25 protein-coding genes (1 of these 25 cut by a window edge) are annotated in these 23,753 nt (G+C 64.5%); 19 read left to right on the plus strand and 6 right to left on the minus strand.

The window, feature by feature from the left end; all coding sequences use genetic code 11:
* Together J5X93_RS13875 and J5X93_RS13880 are read left to right on the plus strand one after the other, a co-directional pair.
* On the plus strand, window positions 1–591 hold the 3' end of the coding sequence (locus J5X93_RS13875; RefSeq protein ID WP_414628453.1) for an Ig-like domain-containing protein. 2,748 nt of this gene lie to the left of the window's left edge; only the last 591 of its 3,339 coding nucleotides appear in the window; its start codon lies off the left edge, out of view; it ends in the stop codon at window positions 589–591.
* Window positions 592–606: 15 nt separating this feature from the next.
* A complete protein-coding gene (locus tag J5X93_RS13880; RefSeq protein ID WP_414628449.1) occupies window positions 607–1,587 on the plus strand; it encodes an SCO family protein in 981 nt (326 codons plus the stop codon).
* 6 nt (window positions 1,588–1,593) lie between these two features.
* Here J5X93_RS13880 and J5X93_RS13885 read toward each other — a convergent pair whose 3' ends face one another.
* The gene (locus J5X93_RS13885) at window positions 1,594–2,499 is read right to left on the minus strand and encodes a helix-turn-helix domain-containing protein (protein WP_043210571.1); all 906 of its coding nucleotides are present in this window, start codon (window positions 2,497–2,499) and stop codon (window positions 1,594–1,596) included.
* Window positions 2,500–2,650: 151 nt separating this feature from the next.
* Here J5X93_RS13885 and J5X93_RS13890 point away from each other — a divergent pair, with 151 nt between their 5' ends.
* The 4 genes from J5X93_RS13890 (at window position 2,651) to J5X93_RS13905 (ending at window position 8,411) form a co-directional block, all read left to right on the plus strand.
* Window positions 2,651–4,009 carry a glutamine synthetase family protein gene (locus tag J5X93_RS13890; RefSeq protein ID WP_043210572.1) on the plus strand — a complete coding sequence of 453 codons (1,359 nt, stop codon included), beginning with the start codon at window positions 2,651–2,653 and terminating at the stop codon, window positions 4,007–4,009.
* 160 nt (window positions 4,010–4,169) lie between these two features.
* Window positions 4,170–5,258, plus strand: coding sequence for a polyamine ABC transporter substrate-binding protein (locus J5X93_RS13895; RefSeq protein ID WP_102082054.1), 1,089 nt, complete (start codon window positions 4,170–4,172; stop codon window positions 5,256–5,258).
* A gap of 14 nt (window positions 5,259–5,272) precedes the next feature.
* Window positions 5,273–6,565, plus strand: a complete 1,293-nt coding sequence (locus J5X93_RS13900) for an NAD(P)/FAD-dependent oxidoreductase (RefSeq protein ID WP_182943196.1) — start codon at window positions 5,273–5,275, stop codon at window positions 6,563–6,565.
* Window positions 6,566–6,749: 184 nt separating this feature from the next.
* Window positions 6,750–8,411 carry an alkaline phosphatase D family protein gene (locus J5X93_RS13905; RefSeq protein ID WP_090342896.1) on the plus strand — a complete coding sequence of 554 codons (1,662 nt, stop codon included), beginning with the start codon at window positions 6,750–6,752 and terminating at the stop codon, window positions 8,409–8,411.
* 128 nt (window positions 8,412–8,539) lie between these two features.
* Here J5X93_RS13905 and J5X93_RS13910 read toward each other — a convergent pair whose 3' ends face one another.
* Window positions 8,540–9,916 carry an L-serine ammonia-lyase gene (locus J5X93_RS13910; RefSeq protein ID WP_182943194.1) on the minus strand — a complete coding sequence of 459 codons (1,377 nt, stop codon included), beginning with the start codon at window positions 9,914–9,916 and terminating at the stop codon, window positions 8,540–8,542.
* 146 nt (window positions 9,917–10,062) lie between these two features.
* Between J5X93_RS13910 and J5X93_RS13915 the strand changes: the two genes are divergently transcribed.
* The 7 genes from J5X93_RS13915 (at window position 10,063) to J5X93_RS13945 (ending at window position 15,881) form a co-directional block, all read left to right on the plus strand.
* The gene (locus tag J5X93_RS13915) at window positions 10,063–11,001 is read left to right on the plus strand and encodes a LysR substrate-binding domain-containing protein (protein ID WP_043210581.1); all 939 of its coding nucleotides are present in this window, start codon (window positions 10,063–10,065) and stop codon (window positions 10,999–11,001) included.
* Window positions 11,002–11,110: 109 nt separating this feature from the next.
* Window positions 11,111–12,028, plus strand: coding sequence for a DUF72 domain-containing protein (locus J5X93_RS13920; RefSeq protein ID WP_182943192.1), 918 nt, complete (start codon window positions 11,111–11,113; stop codon window positions 12,026–12,028).
* The gene (locus tag J5X93_RS13925) at window positions 12,025–12,798 is read left to right on the plus strand and encodes an endonuclease/exonuclease/phosphatase family protein (protein ID WP_043210585.1); all 774 of its coding nucleotides are present in this window, start codon (window positions 12,025–12,027) and stop codon (window positions 12,796–12,798) included. Before J5X93_RS13920 ends, J5X93_RS13925 begins: the two co-directional genes overlap by 4 nt.
* Window positions 12,795–13,997, plus strand: coding sequence for a cardiolipin synthase ClsB (gene clsB / locus J5X93_RS13930; RefSeq protein ID WP_043210587.1), 1,203 nt, complete (start codon window positions 12,795–12,797; stop codon window positions 13,995–13,997). Before J5X93_RS13925 ends, clsB begins: the two co-directional genes overlap by 4 nt.
* Window positions 13,997–14,956, plus strand: coding sequence for a lysylphosphatidylglycerol synthase domain-containing protein (locus tag J5X93_RS13935; protein WP_090342902.1), 960 nt, complete (start codon window positions 13,997–13,999; stop codon window positions 14,954–14,956). Before clsB ends, J5X93_RS13935 begins: the two co-directional genes overlap by 1 nt.
* Before the next feature lie 28 nt (window positions 14,957–14,984).
* Window positions 14,985–15,413: a hypothetical protein gene (locus J5X93_RS13940; RefSeq protein WP_043210590.1), complete on the plus strand. Its 429-nt coding sequence runs from the start codon at window positions 14,985–14,987 to the stop codon at window positions 15,411–15,413.
* 90 nt (window positions 15,414–15,503) lie between these two features.
* Window positions 15,504–15,881, plus strand: coding sequence for a Rho termination factor N-terminal domain-containing protein (locus J5X93_RS13945; RefSeq protein WP_043210592.1), 378 nt, complete (start codon window positions 15,504–15,506; stop codon window positions 15,879–15,881).
* 32 nt (window positions 15,882–15,913) lie between these two features.
* Here the strand turns inward: J5X93_RS13945 and J5X93_RS13950 are convergent, their stop codons facing one another.
* Complete coding sequence (locus J5X93_RS13950; RefSeq protein WP_043210595.1) at window positions 15,914–16,144, minus strand: metallothionein; 231 nt, start codon at window positions 16,142–16,144, stop codon at window positions 15,914–15,916.
* 2 nt (window positions 16,145–16,146) lie between these two features.
* A complete protein-coding gene (locus J5X93_RS13955; protein ID WP_043210599.1) occupies window positions 16,147–16,614 on the minus strand; it encodes a hypothetical protein in 468 nt (155 codons plus the stop codon).
* Between the two features lie 158 nt (window positions 16,615–16,772).
* Here J5X93_RS13955 and ligD point away from each other — a divergent pair, with 158 nt between their 5' ends.
* Genes ligD through J5X93_RS13985 form a run of 6 tightly spaced genes read left to right on the plus strand, consistent with a single transcriptional unit; the run spans window position 16,773 to window position 22,587 of the window.
* Entirely contained in the window at window positions 16,773–19,268 is a 2,496-nt protein-coding gene (gene ligD, locus J5X93_RS13960) for a DNA ligase D (protein ID WP_182943188.1), read from the plus strand.
* Window positions 19,268–19,516, plus strand: a complete 249-nt coding sequence (locus tag J5X93_RS13965) for a hypothetical protein (RefSeq protein WP_043214486.1) — start codon at window positions 19,268–19,270, stop codon at window positions 19,514–19,516. The genes ligD and J5X93_RS13965 overlap by 1 nt, the downstream gene beginning before the upstream one ends.
* Window positions 19,513–20,556 (plus strand): acyl-CoA dehydrogenase family protein, encoded by a 1,044-nt coding sequence (locus tag J5X93_RS13970; protein WP_043214489.1) that lies wholly within the window; start codon window positions 19,513–19,515, stop codon window positions 20,554–20,556. The genes J5X93_RS13965 and J5X93_RS13970 overlap by 4 nt, the downstream gene beginning before the upstream one ends.
* Window positions 20,553–21,308, plus strand: a complete 756-nt coding sequence (locus tag J5X93_RS13975; RefSeq protein WP_043214491.1) for a PIG-L deacetylase family protein — start codon at window positions 20,553–20,555, stop codon at window positions 21,306–21,308. The genes J5X93_RS13970 and J5X93_RS13975 overlap by 4 nt, the downstream gene beginning before the upstream one ends.
* A 17-nt stretch (window positions 21,309–21,325) precedes the next feature.
* Window positions 21,326–21,925, plus strand: a complete 600-nt coding sequence (locus tag J5X93_RS13980; protein WP_182815156.1) for a class I SAM-dependent methyltransferase — start codon at window positions 21,326–21,328, stop codon at window positions 21,923–21,925.
* Complete coding sequence (locus J5X93_RS13985; protein ID WP_090342908.1) at window positions 21,922–22,587, plus strand: glycosyltransferase family 2 protein; 666 nt, start codon at window positions 21,922–21,924, stop codon at window positions 22,585–22,587. Before J5X93_RS13980 ends, J5X93_RS13985 begins: the two co-directional genes overlap by 4 nt.
* 105 nt (window positions 22,588–22,692) lie before the next feature.
* Here the strand turns inward: J5X93_RS13985 and ku are convergent, their stop codons facing one another.
* A complete protein-coding gene (ku, locus tag J5X93_RS13990) occupies window positions 22,693–23,535 on the minus strand; it encodes a non-homologous end joining protein Ku (protein WP_043214494.1) in 843 nt (280 codons plus the stop codon).
* 10 nt (window positions 23,536–23,545) lie between these two features.
* Entirely contained in the window at window positions 23,546–23,689 is a 144-nt protein-coding gene (locus tag J5X93_RS28315; protein WP_279614947.1) for a PSPA7_2676 family Cys-rich small protein, read from the minus strand.
* Window positions 23,690–23,753: the final 64 nt, after the last annotated feature.

The raw sequence follows: 23,753 nt of genomic DNA on the forward strand, positions 1-23,753 counted from the left end.
AAGCCGCCGGTGGCCATGCCCGACGCCGCGTCGACCACGGCCGGCACGCCAGTGACGGTGAATGTGCTGGCCAACGACACCGACCCTGAGCGCAACCTGCCGCTGACGGTGGTCGACCTTGCCCAGCCTGACTCTGGCAAGGGCACCGTCAGCAGCAACGGCACCCAGGTGACCTACACGCCACCCCAGACGGTCGCAGCCCCCTTCACCGCCAGCTTCACCTATGCCGCACGGGATACGCTGGGCGCGGTGTCGCTAACGCCGGCCATGGTCAGTGTCGCGGTGACCGCCGATGCGGCGGCGGACGAGCTGCAGGTCACCAGCGCCACGGCGCAGGTACGCAGCAACAACCGCTGGACCTGGGAGGTGTCCGGGACCACTTCCCAAGCCACCGGCAACAGCATCCGGGTGACCGTGGCGACCACCAACGGCACGCTGGACCTGGGCCTTGCGACGTTGACAGCGACCACCACCGGCGCACGCTGGCGGCTGTCGGTCACCACCGTCGGCGCAGGCCCTGCCTCGCCGCCTACAGTGACTGTGCGTTCGGCGCTTGGGCAAAGCATCACCGCACCGCTCACCATTCGCTGAGACAGGAGCACGACCATGGGCTGGTTTCGGCGTCTCACGCGTGCTCACCTGATGCTGCTGTTGGTGGTCTGCATGCCCTACTGGCCGCCCCAGGCCACCCAGGACGTGGTTGAAACCACGCCCTGGGGCCGGGACTACTTCCCCAACATCCGCCTGCTCGACCAGGACGGTCGGCCAGTGCGCTTTTTCGACGACCTTATCGAGGGCAAGGTTGTGGCAATCAACTTCATTTTCACCGGCTGTACTGACTCATGCCCCCTGGAAACCGCGCGGCTTCGGCAGGTGCAGAAGCTGCTCGGCGACCGAGTCGGCAAGGACATCTTCTTCTACTCGATCAGCATCGACCCCTACAACGACACGCCGGCCACCCTCAAGCGCTACGCCGATAAGTTCGGCATCGGCCCAGGCTGGACCCTGTTGACCGGCGAGCCCGACGACATCGAACTGCTGCGCCGCAGCCTTGGGCTGTTCATCGAAGGCTTGGAAAATGGCCGCTCCAAGGACCACAACCTAAGCCTGATCATCGGCAACCAGGCCACCGGCCGCTGGATGAAGGCCTCCCCCTTCGAAAGCCCGTACATCCTCGCCGATCGCCTGGGCAAGAGCCTGCAAAACTGGAAGCAGGCCGACACACCTGCCGTCGCCGAAGCCGTCGACATTCGCACGCCCAGCAGTGGCGAGCAGATCTTCAGGACCCGCTGCTCTTCCTGCCACAGCCTTGGCGATGCCGGCCCCAACGGCGCGGGCGGCATCGGCCCGGACCTGCTGGGCGTGACCCGCCAACGCGATCCTCGCTGGCTGGTGCGCTGGTTGAAGGAACCCGATCAGATGCTGGCCGAGAAAGAGCCGCTGGCCATGCTGCTGTACACACAATACAAAGGCCTGGCGATGCCCAACCTGCGCCTGGGCGACACCGAAGTCACCGCATTGCTGAGCTTCATCGAAGAGGAAACCCGCCGGCTGCAGACACCTGCCACGGCAAAGAATGGCGACTGACGGAAACTACCCGCGCCCGCGCTTGAGGGTTTCGCTCGGCAGCTCCTGAAACAGCTGCCGATAACTCTCGGAAAACCGCCCCAGGTGCCAGAATGACCAGCGCATGGCCACCTCGGCCACGGTGACACCCCCGGCCCCATGACGCAGCAGGTCGCGCCGCGCGCCATTGAGCCTGCGCAGGCGCAGCCACTGCCCCGGCGGCATGTCGGTGAAGGCCTTGAAGGCCTGCTGCAACTGGCGCAGGGAAACCCCGGCCACTTGGGCCAGTTCCATCAGATTGAGGGTTTCTTCCGGGCAGTCGGCGGCCCATTCGCTGACCCGGCGCATGATCGCCCGCTCCTCGTCGCGTCTGCCCAGGGCGTCGCCTTGCAGGCGCTGGCAGGCATTGTCGAGGATGAACAGACAGTCTTCGAGCAGTTGCTCGGCCAAAGCCTGGCCTTCGAGCGGGCTGTCGGCATCGGCCAGTCGCGTGAGGGTGGCGCTCAGCCAACTGCCGAACAGCGCGTTCTGGCCGCTGCCCAGCGGCACCATGAACAGCCCGTCGAGGCGTTTCACATCCAGGCCGTGACGGGCCATGAACGCCTGGTCGAACACAACGGCCACCTCTTGGTAGTTCTCGGGGGTGATCCAGATGTTGCGGCTGTCCTCGTTGAGCAGGTACAGGCTGTTCTCGCTGCGGTCGAAGCAGAACGCCAGCGACCCGCTCGGAGCGCGGAAGAACTGCTCCACTCGAGTATTGAGGCGTTCTTCGTAGACCTCCACGCCATCGAGCCCCAGGCAGCGCAACTGGCCGTTGAAATGCCCTGGGGACATTTGCCGGTATTGCTGCTGCCAGCCAGGGGTCGCGCGCACCTGTTCGGTCACATCGTTGGTGTGGAAAGCCTGGACCTGCAAGGCATTGGGCGTTGTCACGCGCGCGTCCCTTATGCACTCTTTTGGTGCATTTGTTGCCGAAGAAAATGGATAGATCACCCCTGGGGGCTGCGACCAAGATAGTCCTCAGCGCGTCGCCTGGGAAGATTCCAACGCGGACTCGCCCATAAAACCCAACCAAGAGGTCTGTATGAACGCCCCCTTCGATCAGCTGTCCACCTGGCTGAAAGAACACCGGATCACCGAAGTCGAATGTGTGATCAGCGACCTGACCGGCATCGCCCGCGGCAAGATCGCGCCGACTGCCAAGTTCCTCCACGAGCGCGGTATGCGCCTGCCGGAGAGCGTGCTGCTGCAGACGGTCACTGGCGACTACGTCGATGACGACATCTACTACGACCTGCTCGATGCGGCCGACATCGACATGGTTTGCCGCCCCGACCCTTCGGCGGTGTACCAGATTCCGTGGGCCATCGAGCCGACTGCTATCGTCATTCACGACACCTTCGACAAGCACGGCAACCCGATCGAGCTGTCGCCGCGCAACGTGCTCAAAAAGGTCCTGAAGCTGTACGCCGACAAGGGCTGGCAGCCGATCGTGGCACCTGAAATGGAGTTCTACCTGACTCAGCGCTGCGAAGACCCGGACCTGCCGCTGCAAGTCCCACTGGGGCGTTCGGGGCGTGCCGAAAGCGGCCGCCAGTCGTTCTCCATCGACGCGGCCAACGAATTCGATCCGCTGTTCGAAGACGTCTACGACTGGTGCGAAATCCAGGGCCTGGACCTGGACACGTTGATCCACGAAGACGGCCCGGCGCAGATGGAAATCAACTTCCGTCACGGCGACGCACTGGATCTGGCCGACCAGATCACCGTGTTCAAGCGCACCATGCGTGAGGCCGCGCTCAAGCACAACGTCACTGCCACGTTCATGGCCAAGCCGATCACCGACGAGCCGGGTAGCGCCATGCACCTGCACCAGAGCGTGGTCGACATCGCCACCGGCAAGCCGATCTTCGCCAATGAAGACGGCAGCATGAGCGAGCTGTTCCTGCACCACATCGGCGGCCTGCAGAAGTACATCCCCAAGGTGCTGCCGATGTTCGCGCCGAACGTCAACTCGTTCCGCCGCTTCCTGCCGGACACCTCGGCACCGGTGAACGTCGAGTGGGGCGAGGAAAACCGCACCGCAGGCCTGCGCGTACCGACCTCCAGCCCCGAGGCCATGCGTGTGGAAAACCGCCTGCCGGGTGCCGATGCCAACCCGTACCTGGCGATCGCCGCGAGCTTGCTGTGCGGTTACCTGGGCATGGTCGAGAAGATCGAGCCGAGCGCGCCGGTGCAAGGCCGCGCCTACGAGCGGCGCAACCTACGCCTGCCGATCACCATCGAAGATGCCCTGCAGCACATGGAAGACTGTCAGACCCTGCACGAATACCTGGGACGTCAGTTCGTCCAGGGCTATGTGGCGGTCAAGCGCGCCGAGCACGAGAACTTCAAGCGTGTGATCAGCTCCTGGGAGCGTGAGTTCCTGCTGCTGAGCGTCTGATTCCTGTCACGTCCGTGGGCACGGGGTCACCTGCGAAGGCACCGGTGTGTGTGCCATCGCATTCACGGGTGCCCCCGCGCCCACGGGACTACGTGCTGCCCTTGGGCAGTGAAACCTTTGTTACACCGCATTCAAAGAACAAGACCAACGAGGTGTCGACATGCGTCATTTGCAAACCCTGATTCCCGCTGCATTCGCCCTGGTGTTCGGCGCCACCGCCCAGGCCCAGCCGAGCGTCAGCGTATACAACTGGACCGACTACATCGGTGACACTACCCTGGCCGACTTCCAGGCCAGCAGTGGCATCAAGGTGGTCTATGACGTGTTCGATTCCAACGAAACCCTCGAAGGCAAGCTGCTGGCCGGACGCACCGGCTACGACGTGGTCGTGCCTTCCAACCATTTCCTGGCGCGCCAGGCCCAGGCCGGCGCCTTCATGCCGCTGGAGCGCGACAAACTGCCGAACTGGAAACACCTGGATCCCGTGCTGCTCAAGCAACTGGAGCAGAACGACCCGGGCAACCGTTACGCGGTGCCCTACCTGTGGGGCACCAACGGCATCGGCTACAACGTCGAGAAGGTCAAGGCAGTGCTGGGCATCGACAAGGTCGATTCCTGGGCGGTGCTGTTCGAGCCGGAGAACCTCAAGAAGCTCAAGCAGTGCGGCGTGGCCTTCATGGACTCGCCTGACGAACTCTTTCCAGCCGTGCTCAACTACCTGGGCATGGACCCCCGTAGCGAAAGCGCCGCCGACTATGCCAAGGCCGAAGCGCGCCTGATGCAGCTGCGCCCTTATGTCACCTACTTCCACTCCTCCAAGTACGTCTCGGACCTGGCCAACGGCGATGTCTGCGTGGCCTTCGGCTACTCGGGCGACGTGTTCCAGGCCGCCAGCCGCGCGGTGGAGGCCAACAATGGCGTGAAGATCGCCTACAGCATTCCCAAAGAAGGCAGCAACTTGTGGTTCGACCTGCTGGCCATCCCCAAGGACAGCAGCAACCCCGAGCAGGCCCTGGCCTTCATCAACTACCTGCTCGACCCGCAAGTGATCGCCAAGGTCAGCGCCACCGTCGGCTACGCCAACGCCAACCCGGACGCCAAGGCCTACATGGACGCCTCCCTGGTCCACAACCCCGAGATCTATCCGTCCCAGGACGTGCTGGACAAGCTGTATGTCTCCAGCACCCCGAGCCCCAAGATCATGCGCGTCATGACCCGCTCCTGGAGCAAGATCAAGTCCAACCGCTGAGCCGAGCACGAGCCATGCCTACTACCCAACACACCGCGTCCTACTACGCTGCCACCGCACGCAGCTCGACGCCCTACCCCACGCTCGAAGGCGAGCTGAGCGCAGATGTCTGCGTGGTCGGCGGCGGCCTGACGGGGGTCAACACTGCGCTGGAGCTCGCCGAGCGTGGCCTTTCGGTGATCCTGCTCGAAGCCCGGCGCATCGGCTGGGGCGCCAGCGGGCGCAACGGCGGGCAATTGATCCGCGGCATTGGCCATGACGTCAGCGGCTTCGCCCGCTTCGTCGGTCAGGATGGCGTGCGCTACCTCAAGCAGGCCGGCATCGATTCGGTGGAGCTGGTGGCCGATCGCATTGCCCGCTACGGCATCGAGTGCGACCTACGCTGGGGCTTCTGCGAACTGGCCAACACCGCCGCGCAGTTCGCCGCCTTCAAGGACGAGCAAGACGATCTGGCCGCGCTGGGCTACCGCCACGAAACCCGCCTGGTCGGCCCCGAGCGAATCCGCGAGGTGGTCGCCAGCGACCAGTACGCCGGCGGCCTGGTGGACATGGGCTCGGGTCACCTGCATCCGCTTGACCTGGTCCAAGGCGAAGCCCGCGCGGCCGAGCAACTGGGCGTGCGCATTTTCGAGCAGAGCCCAGTGCAGCGCATCGAGCACGGACCCACCGTGACCCTGCACTGCGCGCGCGGCAAGGTACGCGCCAACAGCCTGGTGCTCGGCTGTAATGCGCACCTGGACGAGCTGGAACCGCGCCTGAGCGGCAAGGTGCTGCCGGCCGGCAGTTACGTGGTCGCCACCGAACCCCTGCCCGAGCACGTCGCCAAGGCGCTGATCCCGCAGAACATGGCGCTGTGCGACCAGAAGGTCGGCCTGGACTACTACCGCCTCACGGCCGACCGCCGCCTGCTGTTCGGCGGCGCCTGCCACTACTCCGGCCGCGATCCCAAGGACATCGCGGCCTACATGCGGCCCAAGGTGCTCAAGATATTTCCGCAACTGGGCGAGGTGCGCATCGATTACCAGTGGGGCGGCATGATCGGCATCACCGCCAACCGCTTTCCTCAGGTCGGCAGGTTGAACCAGCATCCCAACGTTTACTACGCCCAGGGATATTCCGGCCATGGCCTGAACGTCACCCACTGGACCGCCAAACTGCTAGCCGAATCCATCGCCGTGGGCCACAGCCAGGGCCTTGATGTGTTCAGCGCCGTGCCCCACCTGACCTTCCCCGGCGGCAAGGCCCTGCGCTCGCCGCTGCTGGCCCTGGGGATGCTGTGGTACCGGTTGCGGGAAGTGCTGGGTTGACCGCCCTCTAGAGCCCCGCAGATCAGGTGCAGGCCTGGGCGACTTGCACCCGATTTGTGGGCTTGCCCATGACGTGGGGGGTTGGCATTGAACATTGGCATGACACCGGCCAGTTCCGGAACGAGCGAAACGGCAAAACTCGGCTTTACTGGCCGGTAACACCGTGAGAACCCAGGATGGATCCATGCCCCTGCTTGACCCCACCTCCAACGAAAGCAAATACCCCAAACTTTCGAGCGCCGCCCTGATCGGCGCCACCACACCCAGCAGTACCCGCCTGTGGGTACGCCTGTACCGGCCAGGCACTTGGTACCTGGCGGTCACCACCGAGCCGATGCGCGGCGACATGGTCCGCCTGGGCGAGTTGCCCGTCCCTCGGTATTTCAAAGACCAAGGCGTCACGCCTGTTTATCTGCAGGCCAAGACGCTGAACTTCGACACCGATGTCACCGGCGTCTTCGATGTCACTGGCCTCAAGCCCGGCACTACCTATTACTACGCGTTGATCAGCGACGAAACCGACGCCGGCAAGATCGGTCGGCGCACCGAGATCGGCGGCGATCGGCCGCGCTTCTTCGTGACCCCTCCGAAGGCGTCCGACACCCTCACCTTCGGGTTCTATAGCTGCCACGACCCGATCAGTGCCGACGGCAGTGCCGGTGCCTGGCCGCTGATGCATCAGCAACTGGCCGACCAGCGCGCCAGCTTCGTCATCGGCGGTGGCGACCAGGTGTACGTGGACACCAACAAGAAGAACGGCTTCCTGGATATCTGGGAATGGCTCAAGGACAACAAGGACGAACTGCTGCAGGCGTACAGCAAGGGCAAAGGCAAGGGTTACGACAAGGCGGGCATCGAGCGCTACCTATGCAACCTTTACCGCTGGTTCTACCGGGTCTACTGGAACGTGCCGGCCCAGCGGGAGATCTATGAACGCCTGCCCCAGTACATGATCTGGGACGATCACGAAATCATGGACGGCTGGGGCTCGCTGACCAAAGTCGAACGGCGCAAGCGCATCTCGCTGCTGTTCGAGCGCAGCAACAACACCACGACCAACCAAATGCTGGTGGATCTCATGTGGCGCGCCGCTTGCCGGGTGTACTACGAGTACGAGCACAGCCACAACCCACCCACGCCGATCGACTTGGACAATCCCGACGCCTGCCAGTGGGACTATGCCTTCGAGCAAGGCAAGTCGGCGTTCTATGTGCTGGACATGCGCGGCCATCACGACATCGAGGCCAAAGACCCCTGCAAGTTGCTTGGCAGCGAGCAGATGGCGCGCTTTGCCACCTGGCTCAAGAGCGCACCGGTGCAAAAAGCCGACGCAGTGTTCGTGGTGTCACCGGTGCCGGTCATGCACTGGCGCAACGCCGTGACCAACTACGCCGACATCGGATCGTTCAAGGACGATTGCATGGACGAATGGGACCATGAAAGCAACCAGGGCGAACGCAAACGCTTGCTGGATGCGGTGTTCGAGGCCTTGGGCAACAGCGCAAAGCCGGTGGTGTTCCTTAGCGGCGATGTACATTGCGCGGCGGTGTTCCGCTTGCTGCACAAGCGCTATCCGGCTGCCAAGGTGTTCCAGGTCACCTCCAGTGCCATCTCTCGCATGCCGGCCCCTGGCGTGCTGAAGCTCGCGATCAGCGCAGGCGGCAGCATGCCCGGCGTCAAGGACATCGTCTGCGAGCGCTGGTACGCCATGGCCGGCTCGAAGAACTTCGCCATGCTTCAGGTGCGGCCCTCGTTGGACGGTAGCCAGACCGAGGTGTTGGTGGAGCTGCACTGGCCGGGCGGGGACGACGGGGAGCTGACCAAGCGCCGGGTATTGCTCAAATAAGCCCGTATCTGGGAGAGCGAACAGTCGCAGGTAAAGCTAGGCTCACCGGGATTGCGCCGCTTTCTAGACTTGCGCAATCCCTGTGGCGGCGGGTTTACCCGCGAACAAAGCTGGATGCAGGGTCTGCCTCAGCACTCGACAAACGCCACGGCCAGCCCGCCGCGGGAGGTTTCCTTGTAGTTGGCATGCATGTCAGCGCCGGTGTCACGCAGTGTGCGGATCACCCGGTCCAGGGAGATGAAGTGCTCGCCGTCGCCACGCAGGGCCATCTGTACCGCGTTGATCGCCTTGACTGCGGCAATGGCGTTGCGCTCGATGCACGGTACCTGGACCAGGCCACCGACCGGGTCGCAGGTCAGCCCCAGGTTGTGCTCCAGTGCGATTTCGGCGGCGTTCTCCAGTTGCGCGGGCGTAGCGCCCAGCACTTCGGCCAGGCCCGCTGCCGCCATGGAGCAGGCTGATCCGACCTCGCCCTGGCAGCCGACTTCCGCGCCGGAAATCGACGCGTTCTTCTTGCACAGGATGCCCACCGCCGCGGCCGCCAGCAGGAACGCGACCACATCGTCATCGCAGGCGCCTGGGTTGAATTTCATGTAGTAGTGCAGAACCGCCGGAATGATCCCCGCCGCGCCGTTGGTGGGCGCGGTGACCATGCGCCCGCCTGCGGCGTTTTCTTCATTGACCGCCAGGGCATATAGGTTGACCCACTCCATGGCGCTCAAGGTCGAGCCGATGACATTGGGCTTGCCCAGCTCCTGCAGGCTGCGGTGCAGTTTGGCTGCCCGGCGCTTGACCTGCAGCCCGCCTGGCAGGATGCCTTCGTTGCGCAGGCCGTTGTTCACGCATTCGCCCATCGCTGCCCAGATCTTCAGCAGCCCCTCCCGGACTTCGGCCTCAGGCCGCCAGACGCACTCGTTGGCCATCATCAGCTGGCCAACGCTGAGTTGGTGGGCCTTGCACAGGGCCAGCAGCTCAGCCGCGCTGTTGAATTCATAGGGCAATTTGACCAAGTCGGTATCGCCTTGGGGCGCATCGATTTCGGCCTGTTCGACGATGAAGCCACCGCCGACGGAGTAATAGGTCTGGGAGAACAGGCTGCCCTGTTCGGTGAACGCCTCCAGACTCATGGCATTAGGGTGGTAAGGCAGGCTCTCGTCGAGCAGCAGCAGGTCCCGGGCATACTCGAACGCTACGGGATGGCTGCCATCGAGTATCAGACACTGCTCCTGCAACACCTGTGCGATGCGCGGCTCGATGCTCTGCGGATCGATGCGATCTGGCCATTGGCCCATCAATCCGAGCAAGCAGGCGCGGTCGGTGGCATGGCCGACGCCCGTCGCCGACAGCGAGCCATACAGCCGCACCTCGACCCGCGTCACCTGCGTCAGCACACCCCGTTCGCGAAGCGCCTGGGCGAAAGTCGCCGCCGCGCGCATCGGGCCCACGGTGTGGGAACTGGACGGGCCAATGCCGATTTTGAAGAGGTCGAAAACACTGATAGCCATGCTAATACCTGGGCGTGACGGGCCGTTTAGCCGTCGACCGCCCCTCCGAGAAAATTGAACGAGACTACGATATTGCGTGATACTGACTCGTCCGTCGGGTAATGACCAACGAAAGTTCCTAAGCAAGGCTTTAGCAAGGCTAAACGATGAAGCGACAACTCAATGGCCAGATGTTCGTCTGGCTGCATGTGTTCTCCTGCGCGGCACGGCATCTGTCGTTCACCCGCTGCGCGCAGGAGTTGCACATCACCCCCGGTGCGGTGAGCCAGCAGATGCGCCAACTGGAAGAGCGCCTGGGCTATCGGTTGTTCCTGCGTCGGGCTCGGGGCGTGGAGCTGAGCGCTGAAGGCCAGCGCCTGGCGCAGACCGTGGCCGAGGCCTATGGCAACATCGAGGCCGAACTGCTGCGCCTGGACGCCGGCGAAATCCGCGGCACCCTACGCCTGCGTTCGATCCCCTCGTTCCTGGCCAAATGGCTCACCCCTCGCCTGCCCCGCTTCCAGCAGCGCTACCCGGACATCGAATTGCGCCTGGTGGCCGAGGACAGCAACCAAGCCCTGAACCCAGAGGATTTCGACCTGGCCATCGACCTCAACGATGGCAGCTACCCCGGCATGCTCTCGACACCCCTGCTCGACGAGCAGATCTTTCCGGTCTGCTCCCCCGCCCTGCTGCGTGGCCGCCCGCCGCTGCATGGCCCGGCAGACCTTGTGCACTACCCGTTACTGCACGACATCACCGCCTGGCGTGGCAGCTCGGAATATGCCGAATGGGAGTTCTACCTCGAAGGCATCGGCGCCGGCAGCCTGGATGTGCGACGTGGACACACCTTCAATCGCAACCACTTGACCATCGAGGCCGCCATCGCCGGCGTCGGTGTGGCCATTGCCCGGCGCACCCTGCTCAACGACGAGCTGGAGCGGGGCGCACTGATCGTGCCCTTCGGCGTGCCGATCGCCAACCACAAGCGCTACATGCTCCATTACCCGCCTGGCGGGCTGAGCCAGCCAGGCGCACGCGCCGTGCATGACTGGCTGGTCGAAGAAGCCGAAGGATTCCGCGCCCTGCACCCTTTGCTGAGCTAGCGTGCGCCACTCGTCAAACATCCTGAACCCTCGCCAGGGCTTGCCGGTCGCACATCAAGAGTGATGCGGCACACGTCGCGCAAAACCACCCTGAGCGAAGGAAGGCACCGTGAGCGATATCCGTATCGGTATTTCCGGCTGGCGCTATGGCCCATGGCGCAAGGACTTCTACCCCAAAGGCCTACGTCAGGACGACGAACTGGCGTTCGCCTCGCGTGCGGTCAACAGCATCGAGATCAATGGCTCGTTCTATGCCCTGCAAACGCCCGAGCGCTATTGCAACTGGCGCGACGAGACACCTGATGACTTCGTCTTTTCGGTCAAGGCGCCGCGCTACATCACCCATGTACGCAGGCTCAAGGAGATCGAAGAGCCGCTGGCCAACTTCTTCGCATCAGGCCCATTGTTGCTGGGCGACAAGCTCGGCCCGGTGCTTTGGCAGTTCCCTGCGAGCATGAAGTACGACGAAGCACGTTTTGCCGAATTTTTCCAACAGTTGCCCCACGATCGCGCCGCAGCCCGTGCCTGTGCCAAACACTGCGCCGAACGCCTGCGCGACAACGGCGGCACCGATATCGACGGCAATGCACCGCTGCGCCACGCGGTGGAGATCCGTCACCCGAGTTTTCTCTGCGAAGGTTTCGTCGAATTGCTGCGCGCCCACAACGTGGCGCTGGTGGTGGCCGACAGCGCCGGCAAGTGGCCCTATGCCGAGGATGTCACCGCCGATTTCGTCTACATGCGCCTGCACGGGGACGTGGAGCTCTACAGCAGCGGCTATACCGCCCGAGCCTTGCGGCGCTGGAAGACACGCATCCTGGCTTGGAGCCAGGGTGGCCAGCCCAATGACGCCGAGTTGATCGTCCAGCGCGCGCCGCACAAGCGAGCCTCGCGGGACATCTACTGCTATTTCGACAATGACCAGAAAGTCCATGCCCCCTACGACGCCCGGCGGCTGCTGGAAAAGCTCGGCCTTGCCGGCGAGCTGGTGACCGAGCCCGGGGTGGAACCGGAGGTCGAACTGTGAACAAGACCATGCCTGCTCCCCGCTGCATCATCGACAAGGTCACTGCCGTGCGCCAGCTGAACGTGCTGACGATCAACGTGCACAAAGGCTTTACCCTGTTCAACCGGCGCTTCATCCTGCCCGAACTGCGCGAGGCGGTGCGCGCCACCGGTGCCGACCTGGTGTTTCTCCAGGAAGTCCACGGCAGTCATCAGCACCACGCCGAGCGACACCCCGCCTGGCCGGTGACGCCGCAATATGAATTCCTCGCCGACAGCATGTGGCCGCAGTTCGCCTATGGTCGCAACGCGGTTTACCCCCATGGCGACCACGGCAACGCGTTGTTGTCCAAATTCCCCATTACCCGCTACCACAACCTCGACGTCTCCATTGCCGGCAACGAACAACGCGGCCTGCTGCATTGCCAGCTGGAAGTGCCCGGACACGAAGAGGTGCATGCGGTGTGCGTGCACCTGGGGCTGCGCGAGGCCCATCGGCAGAACCAGGTACGCCTGCTGCTGGAGCTGCTCGACAGCCTGCCGCCTGACGCCCCGGTGATCGTTGCCGGGGATTTCAACGACTGGCGGCGCAAGGCCGATGCGCTGCTCTCGCAGCGCCTGGTGGAGGCGTTCGGTACACCCGCCCGCAGCTTCCCGGCGCGCCTGCCATTGCTGCGCCTGGACCGCATCTACTTGCGCAACGCCACCTCGAGCAAAGCCCAGGTGTTGTCCAAATACCCGTGGTCGCATCTCTCCGACCACGCCCCACTCGCCGCGCAGATCAGCCTATGAAGCGGCCTTGGGTGGATGGCAACCAGGTCGAGCTGCTGATCAACGGCGAGGCCTACTACGAACGGGTGTTCCAGGCCATGACCCAGGCCCGGGAAGAGATCCTGCTGGAGACCTTCATCATCTATGACGACAAGGTCGGCCAACGGCTTCAGCAAGTGCTGATCGATGCCGCCCGGCGCGGTGTTCGCGTGGAAATCGCCGCCGATGGCTACGGCACGGCCGACCTGCCGGACGCCTTCATCTCGGCGATGACCGAAGCCGGTGTCCGCTTTCATGCCTTTGACCCACAGCCGCGCCTGGCGGGCATGCGCACCAACCTGTTCCGCCGCCTGCACCGCAAGATCGTCGTGATCGACGGTGAGCGGGCGTTCATCGGCGGCATCAACTACAGCGCCGATCACCTGGGCGACTTCGGCCCCATGGCCAAGCAGGATTACGCCGTGGAGGTCACAGGCCCGGTGGTCGCCCAGGTGCATGCGTCGAGTCGTCGTTTGTTGTCCCCGGTGCTGGAACCACCGAGCCAGGTACGGCCTGTCACCGACCCTTGCGGTCCGGCCAGCGCCGTGCTGGTGGAGCGCGACAATGGCCGCCACCGCAACGACATCGAGGCCTACTACCTCGAAGGCTTTCGTCTGGCGCGTCAGCGTATCGTGGTGGCCAATGCCTATTTCTTCCCCGGTTACCGCTTGATGCGCGAGCTGCGCAATGCCGCCCGGCGTGGCGTCGAGGTCAGGCTGATCCTGCAGGGTCAGCCTGACATGCGTTGGGTCCGGGCCTTGTCGCGCCTGCTGTACAACTACCTGCTGCGCGACGGCGTGAAGATCCACGAGTACTGCCAGCGCCCGCTGCATGGCAAGGTCGCGCTGGTCGACGACCAGTGGGCCACGGTGGGTTCGAGCAACCTCGATCCGCTGAGCCTGTCGTTCAACTTGGAAGCGAACCTGCTGATCCGCGACCGCACCTTCAACCAGCGGCTTTACCAGCACCTTGACGAACTGGCCCATCAGCACTGCAAGGCGGTGACGTTGGAGCGCATGGTGCGAGGCTATTGGTGGCGGGCACCGCTGATCTTCCTGTGCTTCCACGTGATCCGGCGTTTCCCGAAGATTGCCGGCTGGTTCCCTGCCCACCGCCAGAAACTGCAATCGGTGACACCGGGCGCGCAGGCTTCAGGCACCTATCACGAGGGCAACACCTGATGGAACGCAAAGCCTGGCACACCTGGGGCAAGCGCCTGCTGACCCTGTTGTTCGTCGTCCTGATACCCGTGCTGCTCTACAGCCTTGCGCGCAACCTGGACTGGAACGAAGTGCGTCAGTCGCTGTTGGCCTACAAACCCGGCACTTTGGCCGTGGGCCTGGTGCTGGCGTTCACCAGCTACCTGGCGTTCGCCAGCTATGACCTGCTGGGCCGCGCCTACACCGGGCACCACCTGCCGGCGCGCCAGGTGTTGCCGGTGGCGTTCGTGTGCTACGCCTTCAACCTCAATTTCACTACCTGGGTCGGCGGCGTGGCGCTGCGCTATCGGCTGTACAGCCGGCTGGGCCTGGACACACCGACCATTACCCGAATCCTCACCTTGGGCCTGCTGACCAACTGGGTCGGCTACATGCTGCTGGCCGGCAGCGTGTTCGCCCTGCGCCTGGTCAAGCTCCCGGAAAACTGGGCGGTAGGCGCCACCGGGCTACAACTGATCGGCATCGCCTTGCTGGCTCTGGCGCTGGGCTACTTGCTGGCCTGCGGCTTCGCCAAACGCCGCACTTGGAGCCTGCGTGGCCACGAGCTGACCCTGCCCTCCCTGCGCCTGGCGCTGTGCCAGGTGGCCTTGGGCATGAGCAACTGGGCGTTGATGGCGGCACTGATTTACTGGCTGCTACCCCATGACCTGTTCTACCCATCGATCCTTGGCATTCTGCTGATCAGTTGCGTGGCTGGGGTGGTCGCGCACATTCCCGCCGGGCTCGGTGTGCTGGAGGCGGTGTTCCTCGCGCTGCTGCATGGCCAGCTCGGCCAAGGCAGCCTGGTGGCCGCACTGCTGGGCTATCGCACCCTTTACTACCTGATTCCCTTGTTGGTGGCGTTGGTCATCTACCTGGTGCTGGAAAAACGCGCCAAGACCCTGCGCCAACGTGGCAAGGCCGCCTTGCGCAAGACCTGACGAAGGCCCCCGGGCCGGGAGGTGTCCGATGCGTTTTCCCTTTGTGCTGTTGATGCTCGCCAGCCTGGCCAGCACCCAGGCGCTGGCCGAGGCCTGCGACGTGCTCACCCGCTCCTCCAGCGACGCGGTAAAGCCTGTGGAGCGGCACACCTGCTACAGCTACAGCAACATGCCCGCCGAAGCTATCGCCTGGTCGTGCAGCAACGAGAGCAAGGACATGCTCAGTACCCAGAAGCGCTCCGTCGCCCGCTGCGCCGATGGCAGCGTCGGTAGTTGCATCGCGCCGCTGACTCAAGAGTCGCTGGCAAACCCCAACGCTGCCGGGCGCGACCAACCTTCGACACGCCCGGCCCTGCCCAAGGACGCCCGAGTGATCACCTACTACTACGACACACCGAGCCTGGGCCAGGCACGCGCCGACTGCGAACGCAATGACGGGATCTGGCAAACCCATTGACCGTCGGTCGAAACCGAGGAACGACGGGGCTTGGCGAGCGTTCAGCCGTAGTAGTCGACAGCGATTTCCAACACCAGGGAGATAACCGCCATGCCACGTGGAGACAAAGACAAATACACCGACAAACAGAAACGCAAGGCCGAGCACATCGAGGAAAGCTACGAAGCCAAGGGCGTGTCCAAGGACGAAGCCGAGTCCCGCGCCTGGGCCACGGTCAACAAACAGTCGGGCGGTGGGGAGCGCAAGGGCGGCTCCGGCCAGAAGAAAAGCCCTCAGGCCAAGCAAAAGTCCCGTGAATCGTCGGCCAAACGCGCTGCGGCAACGCGCCGTGGCGTGCCTCGGCCTGGGCAGCAGTTGGAAGACATGACCAAGACCGAACTGATGGACCGAGCGCGCAAGCAGCACATCCCGGGGCGCTCGACCATGCGCAAGGCTGAGCTGATCGACGCGTTGCGGCGGGCGGCCTGAGCAAGGGGGCCGCCTGGCGGCCCCCACGACGGTCAAGGCGAGATCGGATCGCTGGCCGGGAAGGTTTCGTCCAGCGCGTTATCCACGTTGGTTTCTTTGGGCTGGACCATCTCGGCACAGTTGCAATCGGCCATGCGGCATGGCTCGCCATTGCGGTGACCGGTGGCGCAGGCTTCGCAGCAGTAGGCTTTGTCATCCTGCAGGATCGCATTGGCATCCACGGTGCAGGAACAATGATTACAGGCACAACGTTGCTCGGTCATGGTCAGCTCCTTTCATCGTCTTCATCGGTCGGCGAAACCTCGTCGGTCCACGGCTCGCCATCCAGGGGTGCGGAGCGGGCCAGTTCGGCCTCGTCCAGGCCAATGCCGCCACCGATCTCGTGCTCTTGCACTCTGCGCAGGGTCTTGTCTGCCGGGCCGCCGGCACCGGGTTCGTGCGGGTCACGGGCGCCGGTCTGGTCGTAGAGCGTGTCCGGGCTCAGGTCGTCGAGGGTGACGTTGTCTTCATGGAGGCTGTCGCTCAGGGCTTCGCCGCCGGTCATGCCGCTTTCGGCCACGCGTTCTGGTGGGTATTCCTGGGCGACTTCTTGGGCCGGGCGCTCGTCCCCCGCGCGGCCTTCGCGCTCGTCTTGGCGGTCGCTGAAATCCAGCTCACGCACACTGCCCATCCGGTCCTCGGTATCGTCGATTTCAACCGGGGTCCTGGTTTTCGGATCGTCTGGCTGGGGCATCTGGGCTCTCCGTCAGGTGGGTTCATGCGATCGACTGCCGGGGCTGGACAATGATTCAGACTTTCTGCCCGGCGGCGCAGCCGCGGTAAAAAATCTGAACTCTCAAGCGTAACGCTCCCTCCCACATCTAGAGACCCGCGAACCTCCCGGAGCCCGCCATGGCCAAGCCCCTGCAGGAGTACCAGCGCAAGCGCGACTTCAACGCCACGCCCGAGCCGGCCGGCACCCGACGCCGAGGCAGGCCGGCGCATGCCTTGCAGTACTGCATCCAGAAACACGACGCCAGCCATCTGCACTATGACTTTCGCCTGGAGCTGGACGGCACCCTCAAGAGCTGGGCCATTCCCAAGGGCCCCTCGCTGGACCCAAAGGTTCGGCGCCTGGCCATCCATGTGGAGGACCACCCGCTCGACTACGCCGATTTCGAAGGTCATATCCCCGAAGGGCACTACGGGGCCGGCGATGTGATCGTCTGGGACCGGGGTGTCTGGGAGCCGGAGGGTGATCCTCGCAGTGCCTATGCCAAGGGCAAGCTGCGTTTCCGCCTGCAAGGCGAGAAGCTCGCCGGGGTCTGGAACCTGTTCCGCACCCACCTGGCCGGCAAGAAGGAGCAGTGGATGCTGGTCAAGTCCGACGACGACCAAGCCCGCAGCGAAAGCGACTACAGCATCGTCGAAGCCCAGCCCGACAGCGTGCTCAGCGAGCGCACATTGCTGCCGCGTCGGGCCAAGGCCCAGGCAACGCCAGCCAAGCGCGCGGCCAGCCCCCGAACACGGGTAGCCAACGCCAAGAAAGCCGAGTTGCCCGAGCATCTGCAACCGCAACTGGCGACGCTGGTGGATGCTCCGCCGGTCGGCGACTGGCGCTACGAGGTCAAGTTCGACGGCTACCGCATCCTCGCCCGTATCGAGGGGTCGGACGTGCGCCTGTTCACCCGCAATGGCCACGATTGGCGCGCGAAGATGCCGCACCAGGTGCAGGCCCTGCGCGATCTAAAGCTCAAGTCCGCCTGGCTCGATGGCGAGGTGGTGGTCGCCGGGGAAAACGGCCTGGCCGACTTCCAGGCCCTTCAGAACGCCTTCGATACCGAGCATGACGAGCGCATCACCTATTACGTGTTCGACCTGCCCTTTCTCGACGGCCAGGACCTGCGCCAAGTGCCGTTGCAGGATCGACGCGAGACCTTGCGGCAATTGCTGGAGGGCCGTGAGTCGGAGCAGGTGAAATATTCGGCCGACTTCGACCAGCCCGTCGACTCGCTGCTCGACAGCGCCTGTCGCCTGGAGCTCGAAGGCCTGATCGGCAAGCGCGCCGACAGCCCCTATAGCGGCCGGCGCAGCAGCGACTGGATCAAGCTCAAGTGCAAGCAACGCCAGGAGTTCGTGATTGTCGGCTATACCGAGCCCAAGGGCAGTCGCAACGGCTTTGGCGCGCTGCTGCTTGCCCTGCACGACAACGACAGCGGCCAGTTGCGTTACGCCGGCAAGGTCGGCACCGGCTTTAGCACCACCACACTGGACAGCATCCACGCCCGACTCAAGCCGCTGGAGGTGGACAAGCCCGCCCTGGCCAAGCCGCCGACCGGTGCCGATGCCCGCGGAGTGCACTGGCTCAAACCCCAGCTGCTGGCCGAGGTCGCCTATGCCCAGATGACCCGTGACGGCGTGGTGCGCCACTCGGTGTTCCATGGCCTGCGCGATGACAAACCCGCCACCGCCATCGACCTGGAGCGCGCCATGCCCAAGACCCGCGTCGCCAAGCCCTCACCCGAGACCACGCTCGGTGACCTGCGCCTGACCCATCCGGACCGGGTGATCGATGCCAGCAGCGGCGTGACCAAGCGCCAGGTCGCCGAATACTACGCCCAGGTCGCGCCGTGGATCCTGCCGCAGCTCAAGGATCGCCCCGTAGCCCTTGTGCGTGCCCCAGAGGGCCTGGGCGGCGAGCTGTTCTTCCAGAAAAACGCCGGGCAACTGCACATTCCAGACGTGGTGAGCTACAGCAAGGCCCAGGCTGGCCAGGCGGCAATGATCCTCAACAGTGCCGAAAGCCTTCTGGGGGCGGTGCAGATGAACATGCTCGAACTGCACACCTGGAACGGCACCGACAAGGACTTCGACAAACCCGATCGCTTCGTCCTCGACCTGGACCCGGACCCGGCGCTGCCTTGGAAGGCCATGCTGGAAGCCACGCAACTGACCCTCACCCTGCTCGACGAACTGGGGCTGAAAGTGTTTCTCAAGACCAGCGGTGGCAAAGGCATGCACCTGGTGGTGCCGCTGACGCGCCGCGCAGGCTGGGATGAGGTGAAAGACTTCAGCCACGCCATCGTCCAATACCTGGCCCGGCTCTTCCCCGAGCGCCTGAGCGCAGTGTCCGGCCCCAAGAACCGGGTCGGGCGCATCTTCATCGACTACCTGCGCAACGGCAAAGGCGCGACCACGGTCAGCGCTTATTCCCTGCGCGCCCGCGAGGGCCTGCCGGTGTCTGTACCGATCTGGCGCGAGGAGTTACCCCAGCTCAAGGGCGCCAACCAATGGCACATCGGCAACCTGGCCGAGCGTCTGGCGGAAGTCGACGACCCTTGGGCGGATCTTGCCAAGACACGCCAGTCGATCACCGCTCGCATGCGCAAGCAGATGGGGCTGAACTGATGGCGGTACTGCTCGACCTTCTGCAATGGCCCGCCATGCTGCTGACCGTGCTGGCCGCCTGGTGCATCGGTTCCCGTCAGCCACGTCGACGCCGGGCGGGCTTCTGCTGCTTCATCAGCAGCAATGTGCTGTGGGTGATCTGGGGTTGGCAAGTACAGGCCTGGGCCTTGATCGTGCTGCAGTTCTGCCTGTGCGCCATGAACCTGCGCGGCTGGAAGAAGAACACCACGGGGGAGCCCAGTACATGAGCATCGTCCAGGATTTCGACCTGACCAACCTCGACCGCCTGCTGCGCACGTTCACCGAACGCCCCCAAGCGTTGAACCTCGATACCCAGTTGCCTGTGCTGATGCAGGCCTTGCAGGCCGATCATCTCGACCTGCTGCCACTGCCCGGTCAAGGACACACGCTACAGCGCTGGCAGACCCTCGCCCGCATTGCCGGCTGCGACCTGGCCCTGGCCAAGCTCTACGAAGGGCACACCGATGCCCTGGCGATCCTCGCCGAATGTGGTGCGCCGCACCTGGTCGGCGACGGCGTCTGGGGCGTGTGGGCCGCAGAGCCGCCGGATGCCCGGGCCCGCATCCTCGCCCGTCATGACGATCAGGTACGACTGGGTGGATGTAAAGCCTGGTGTTCCGGTGCGTTGCAGATCGACCGGGCACTGATCACGGCCTGGGGTGATGACGGCCAACCGCAGCTGGTAGCGATCGAACTGGCCCATCCCAACCAGCGTATCCAGGTGGAACAATGGCAAGCCGTGGGCATGGCCACCACGACCAGCGTGGAGATCAGGTTCGACGATGCACCGGGGATTGCCGTGGGCCGCCCCGGGCAATACCTCCAGCGTCCTGGGTTCTGGCACGGCGGCGCGGGAATCGCCGCCTGCTGGTACGGCGCAGCCGAGGCCTTGGCGGATTACCTGCGCGAGCATTGCCGCAAGCCGACACCGGACGCCCACGCCCAGGCACACCTGGGTGCGGTGGATGCCGCGCTATACGGTGCTCGCGCTGCGCTGCGCGAATGCGCCGGATGGATCGACCGGCAGCCGACCGCCGACGCCAGCTTCGAGGTGCGCCGCACCCGCGCCCAGGTCGAGCACGCGGTCGAGCAGGTCATCCACCATGTAGGCCGAGCATTGGGTGCCACACCCTTTTGCCGCAGCAGCCACTTCGCCCGGTTGAGCGCCGACCTGCCGGTGTACCTGCGCCAGAGCCATGCCGAACGGGACCTGGCAGCGCTCGGGCAACAACTGGCCCAGGTGCCGGCCGGAGCATGGCAGCTATGACCGACGACCCGATCAGTAACAGCAGCGGCACACCCTGGCGTCAGTGGCAACAGGCCGCGCATCTGGCCCGGGCCACGTGGATCGCGCCCGATCAACTGTGCCCACCCGGGCGACGCCTGGTACTGGTGGCCCCTCACCCGGACGACGAAATCCTAATGGCCGGTGGCCTGCTCGCAGGTTTCGCCGGGCGCGAGCACGACTTGCTGTTGATCTCCGTCACCGACGGCGAGGCCAGTCACCCCGGCTCCAGCCAGTGGACCGAGCACCGCCTGCGCCGGCATCGGCCGCTGGAAAGCCGTCAGGCTCTGCAGCTGCTGGGCCTTGATCTTGCACAGCTGGACTGGCAGCGCCTGCACCTGAAGGACGGTGCAGTGCCCCGCGACGAAGCCTTTCTGGTCAATCACCTTAGCCAGCTGCTCAAGGCCGACGACCTGCTGTTGACGACTTGGCGCGGTGACGGGCATGCCGATCACGAAGCGGTCGGTCGCGCTGCCGCCCAGGCCTGCCAAGCCCGCAAGGTACAACTGGCCGAGGTGCCTATCTGGGCGTGGCATTGGGCACGCGCAGACGATCCTAGCCTGCCTTGGCCGCGTGCTCACCGCATCGCACTGGATGAAACCCGCCTGGCCCGCAAGCGCCAAGCGCTGTCCGCGCACCTGAGCCAACTGCAGCCTGACGGCGAACGAGCGCCAGTATTGAAGCCCACCTTGCTGGAGTGCCTGTTGCAGCCTTTTGAACTGGTTCTGCTTTGAATGGAAACGGAGTCGCCATGAGCCTCGATGCGCAGTATTTCGCCGACCTGTACGCCACCAGCGACGACCCTTGGGCCTTCCGCACCCGCTGGTACGAGCGGCGCAAGCGCGAGCTGGTGCTCGCCAGCCTGCCGCAACAGTGTTATCGGCGCATCTTCGAGCCCGCCTGCGCAAACGGCGAGCTGAGCATTCTGCTGGCTGAGCGTTGCGCCACGCTCCTGTGCCAGGACATCGACGCCACGGCCGTGAGCCTTGCACGCGAACGCCTGGCGACTGCCACCCACGTTCAGGTCGAACAAGGCCGCCTGCCGGGCGATTGGCCCGGCGGCCAGTTCGACCTGATCGTCCTGAGCGAGATCGGCTATTACCTGGACCCGACCGACTGGCTGCAGGTAATCGAACAATCGATGGCCAGCCTCAGCCATGACGGCGGCTTGCTCGCCTGCCATTGGCGCCACCCGATCGTCGGCTGCCCGCAGGATGGTCGCGAAGTGCACGAACTGATCGCCCGTCACCTGCCGCTGTACCCAGTGTTGCGTCATGAAGAGGCGGATTTTCTGCTCGAATATTGGTCGTGCCAGCCCAGCGTGGTGGACCTGGACGAGACCTGCCCATGATCGGCGTAGTCATCCCCGCCCACAACGAGGCGCGGCGCCTGGGGCATTGCCTGCGCGCGGTGAAACGCGCCGCCCTCGAGGCCGAACGCACTGGCCGCACGGTGCAGATACTGGTGGTGCTCGACCGTTGCAACGACGCCAGTGCCGCGATTGCGTTCCGCCATGGTGTGGCAACCCTGGCGGTGGATGCGGGCAACGTCGGCATCGCCCGCCGCACGGGCGCGGCATGGATGCTCGAACGTGGCGCGCAATGGCTAGCCTTCACCGATGCCGACAGCCGGGTACCGGCGCACTGGCTACTGTCTCAACTGCAATTCTCAGCCGATGCAGTGTGCGGCACCGTGCACGTCGAGCGCTGGCAGCCATGGCAAAGCGCAGCCTTGCGTCAGCACTACCGCAGCCGCTACGAAGCCAGGGAGGACCACCGGCATGTCCATGGCGCCAACCTGGGTGTATGTGCCCAAGCATATGAGCGCGCAGGCGGGTTCGCGCCGTTGCCCGCCCATGAGGATGTACAACTGGTGCGGGCGCTGGAGGCCAGCGGCGCGCAGATCGTCTGGACGGCCCGACATAGCGTGGCCACCAGCAGCCGGCGCGATAGCAGGGCCCGAGAAGGGTTTGGGGATTACCTGGCGAGCCTGGAGGGTTCGGTCCCAGGATGACGAGGGCCACTTCGCGCACCATCTCAGGCCTCGCCACGAAGGTGCGCGAACTCAGCTGTCGTGGGCGCTGGCGTAGCCTGCGATGGACCGCGATGCGGCCCTCGTTCAGGAGGCCTTGCGCGAACGCTTGGCCGGTTTTTTCTCCGGTGCGGCTTTCTTGCCACCACCGAGGCTGCGCTTGAGCAGTTCGGTAAGGTCGACGATATCGGCCCCCTTCTGCACCGCCGCGCCTTCGCCCTTCTCCACCACGCTGATCTTGCCCTTGGCGGCTTTTTCCTCGACCAGGTCCAGGATGGTCTGGCGAAACGCATCGTGATAGTTCTCAGGCGTCCACGGCCCGCTCATGTCTTCGACCAGGCGCTTGGCCATGTCCAGCTCGCGCTTGTCGACCTTGGCATCGGTGACACTTTTGTCCAGTTCCAAGGTCTCCAGGCCACGGACCTCTTCAGGCCAGCGCAAGGTAATCATCACCAGTGCCTCGTCCAGCGGCCGCAGCAGTGCCAGGTGCTGACGGGTATGCAGCACCACGGTGGCCAAGGCCACTTTGCCGGTGCTCTCCAGGGTCTCGCGCAACAGGGCGTAGACCTTACCGCCGCGCCGGTCGGGGCTCAGGTAGTACGGGGTGTCGAAGTGTTGCAACGGGATGTCGGAGGCATCGACGAACGAGAAGATGTCGATCGTCTGGGTCGCCTCGGGACGGGCGTTACGGATTTCCTCCTCGCTGATGATCACATAACGGCCTTTTTCGTATTCCACGCCCTTGACGATGTGTTCCTTGTCGATTTCCTTGCCGGTGACCTTGTTCACGCGCTTGTAGCCCACCGGCTCCATGCTGCGTTTGTCCAGCCAGTCGAAGTCGACGCGCTCGGTGCGCACCGCCGTGTTGAGGCTGACCGGGATGTGCACCAGACCGAAACTGATCGCGCCTTTCCAGATTGCCCGGGCCATGGCTTAGCTCCTAGGTTCCAGGTTCAAACGGTTGACCGGGCCGGCAGTAGCGCAACGCGCCACAACGCTCGCAGCATTGGCACTGCAGCCCGGGGAATTCACAGGTCAGGACGGCGCCCCACTGGCAGCCGCGCAACAGGCAGATGAAGCTCATCAGCCACCTCCTTGGCCCTGAGCACCTACAGGGCCCTTACTTTCAGGGACTGCACGGCGCCGGG

The sequence above is a fragment of the Pseudomonas sp. BYT-1 genome (assembly GCF_023611805.1).
In the GTDB taxonomy this organism is placed as follows: Bacteria; Pseudomonadota; Gammaproteobacteria; order Pseudomonadales; family Pseudomonadaceae; genus Aquipseudomonas; species Aquipseudomonas guariconensis.

Excerpts from the sequence above, each read along its gene's own strand:
- J5X93_RS13980 (WP_182815156.1), top strand. The coding sequence starts at position 21,326 with ATGAGCCTCGATGCGCAGTATTTCGCCGACCTGTACGCCACCAGCGAC.
- clsB (WP_043210587.1), top strand. The coding sequence starts at position 12,795 with ATGAAGCGGCCTTGGGTGGATGGCAACCAGGTCGAGCTGCTGATCAAC.
- J5X93_RS13895 (WP_102082054.1), top strand. The coding sequence starts at position 4,170 with ATGCGTCATTTGCAAACCCTGATTCCCGCTGCATTCGCCCTGGTGTTC.
- J5X93_RS13970 (WP_043214489.1), top strand. The coding sequence starts at position 19,513 with ATGAGCATCGTCCAGGATTTCGACCTGACCAACCTCGACCGCCTGCTG.
- J5X93_RS13985 (WP_090342908.1), top strand. The coding sequence starts at position 21,922 with ATGATCGGCGTAGTCATCCCCGCCCACAACGAGGCGCGGCGCCTGGGG.
- J5X93_RS13945 (WP_043210592.1), top strand. The coding sequence starts at position 15,504 with ATGCCACGTGGAGACAAAGACAAATACACCGACAAACAGAAACGCAAG.
- J5X93_RS13940 (WP_043210590.1), top strand. The coding sequence starts at position 14,985 with ATGCGTTTTCCCTTTGTGCTGTTGATGCTCGCCAGCCTGGCCAGCACC.
- J5X93_RS13965 (WP_043214486.1), top strand. The coding sequence starts at position 19,268 with ATGGCGGTACTGCTCGACCTTCTGCAATGGCCCGCCATGCTGCTGACC.
- J5X93_RS13950 (WP_043210595.1), bottom strand. The coding sequence starts at position 16,144 with ATGACCGAGCAACGTTGTGCCTGTAATCATTGTTCCTGCACCGTGGAT.
- J5X93_RS13880 (WP_414628449.1), top strand. The coding sequence starts at position 607 with ATGGGCTGGTTTCGGCGTCTCACGCGTGCTCACCTGATGCTGCTGTTG.
- J5X93_RS13890 (WP_043210572.1), top strand. The coding sequence starts at position 2,651 with ATGAACGCCCCCTTCGATCAGCTGTCCACCTGGCTGAAAGAACACCGG.
- J5X93_RS13900 (WP_182943196.1), top strand. The coding sequence starts at position 5,273 with ATGCCTACTACCCAACACACCGCGTCCTACTACGCTGCCACCGCACGC.
- ku (WP_043214494.1), bottom strand. The coding sequence starts at position 23,535 with ATGGCCCGGGCAATCTGGAAAGGCGCGATCAGTTTCGGTCTGGTGCAC.
- J5X93_RS28315 (WP_279614947.1), bottom strand. The coding sequence starts at position 23,689 with ATGAGCTTCATCTGCCTGTTGCGCGGCTGCCAGTGGGGCGCCGTCCTG.
- J5X93_RS13915 (WP_043210581.1), top strand. The coding sequence starts at position 10,063 with ATGAAGCGACAACTCAATGGCCAGATGTTCGTCTGGCTGCATGTGTTC.
- J5X93_RS13955 (WP_043210599.1), bottom strand. The coding sequence starts at position 16,614 with ATGCCCCAGCCAGACGATCCGAAAACCAGGACCCCGGTTGAAATCGAC.
- J5X93_RS13905 (WP_090342896.1), top strand. The coding sequence starts at position 6,750 with ATGCCCCTGCTTGACCCCACCTCCAACGAAAGCAAATACCCCAAACTT.
- ligD (WP_182943188.1), top strand. The coding sequence starts at position 16,773 with ATGGCCAAGCCCCTGCAGGAGTACCAGCGCAAGCGCGACTTCAACGCC.
- J5X93_RS13975 (WP_043214491.1), top strand. The coding sequence starts at position 20,553 with ATGACCGACGACCCGATCAGTAACAGCAGCGGCACACCCTGGCGTCAG.
- J5X93_RS13935 (WP_090342902.1), top strand. The coding sequence starts at position 13,997 with ATGGAACGCAAAGCCTGGCACACCTGGGGCAAGCGCCTGCTGACCCTG.
- J5X93_RS13910 (WP_182943194.1), bottom strand. The coding sequence starts at position 9,916 with ATGGCTATCAGTGTTTTCGACCTCTTCAAAATCGGCATTGGCCCGTCC.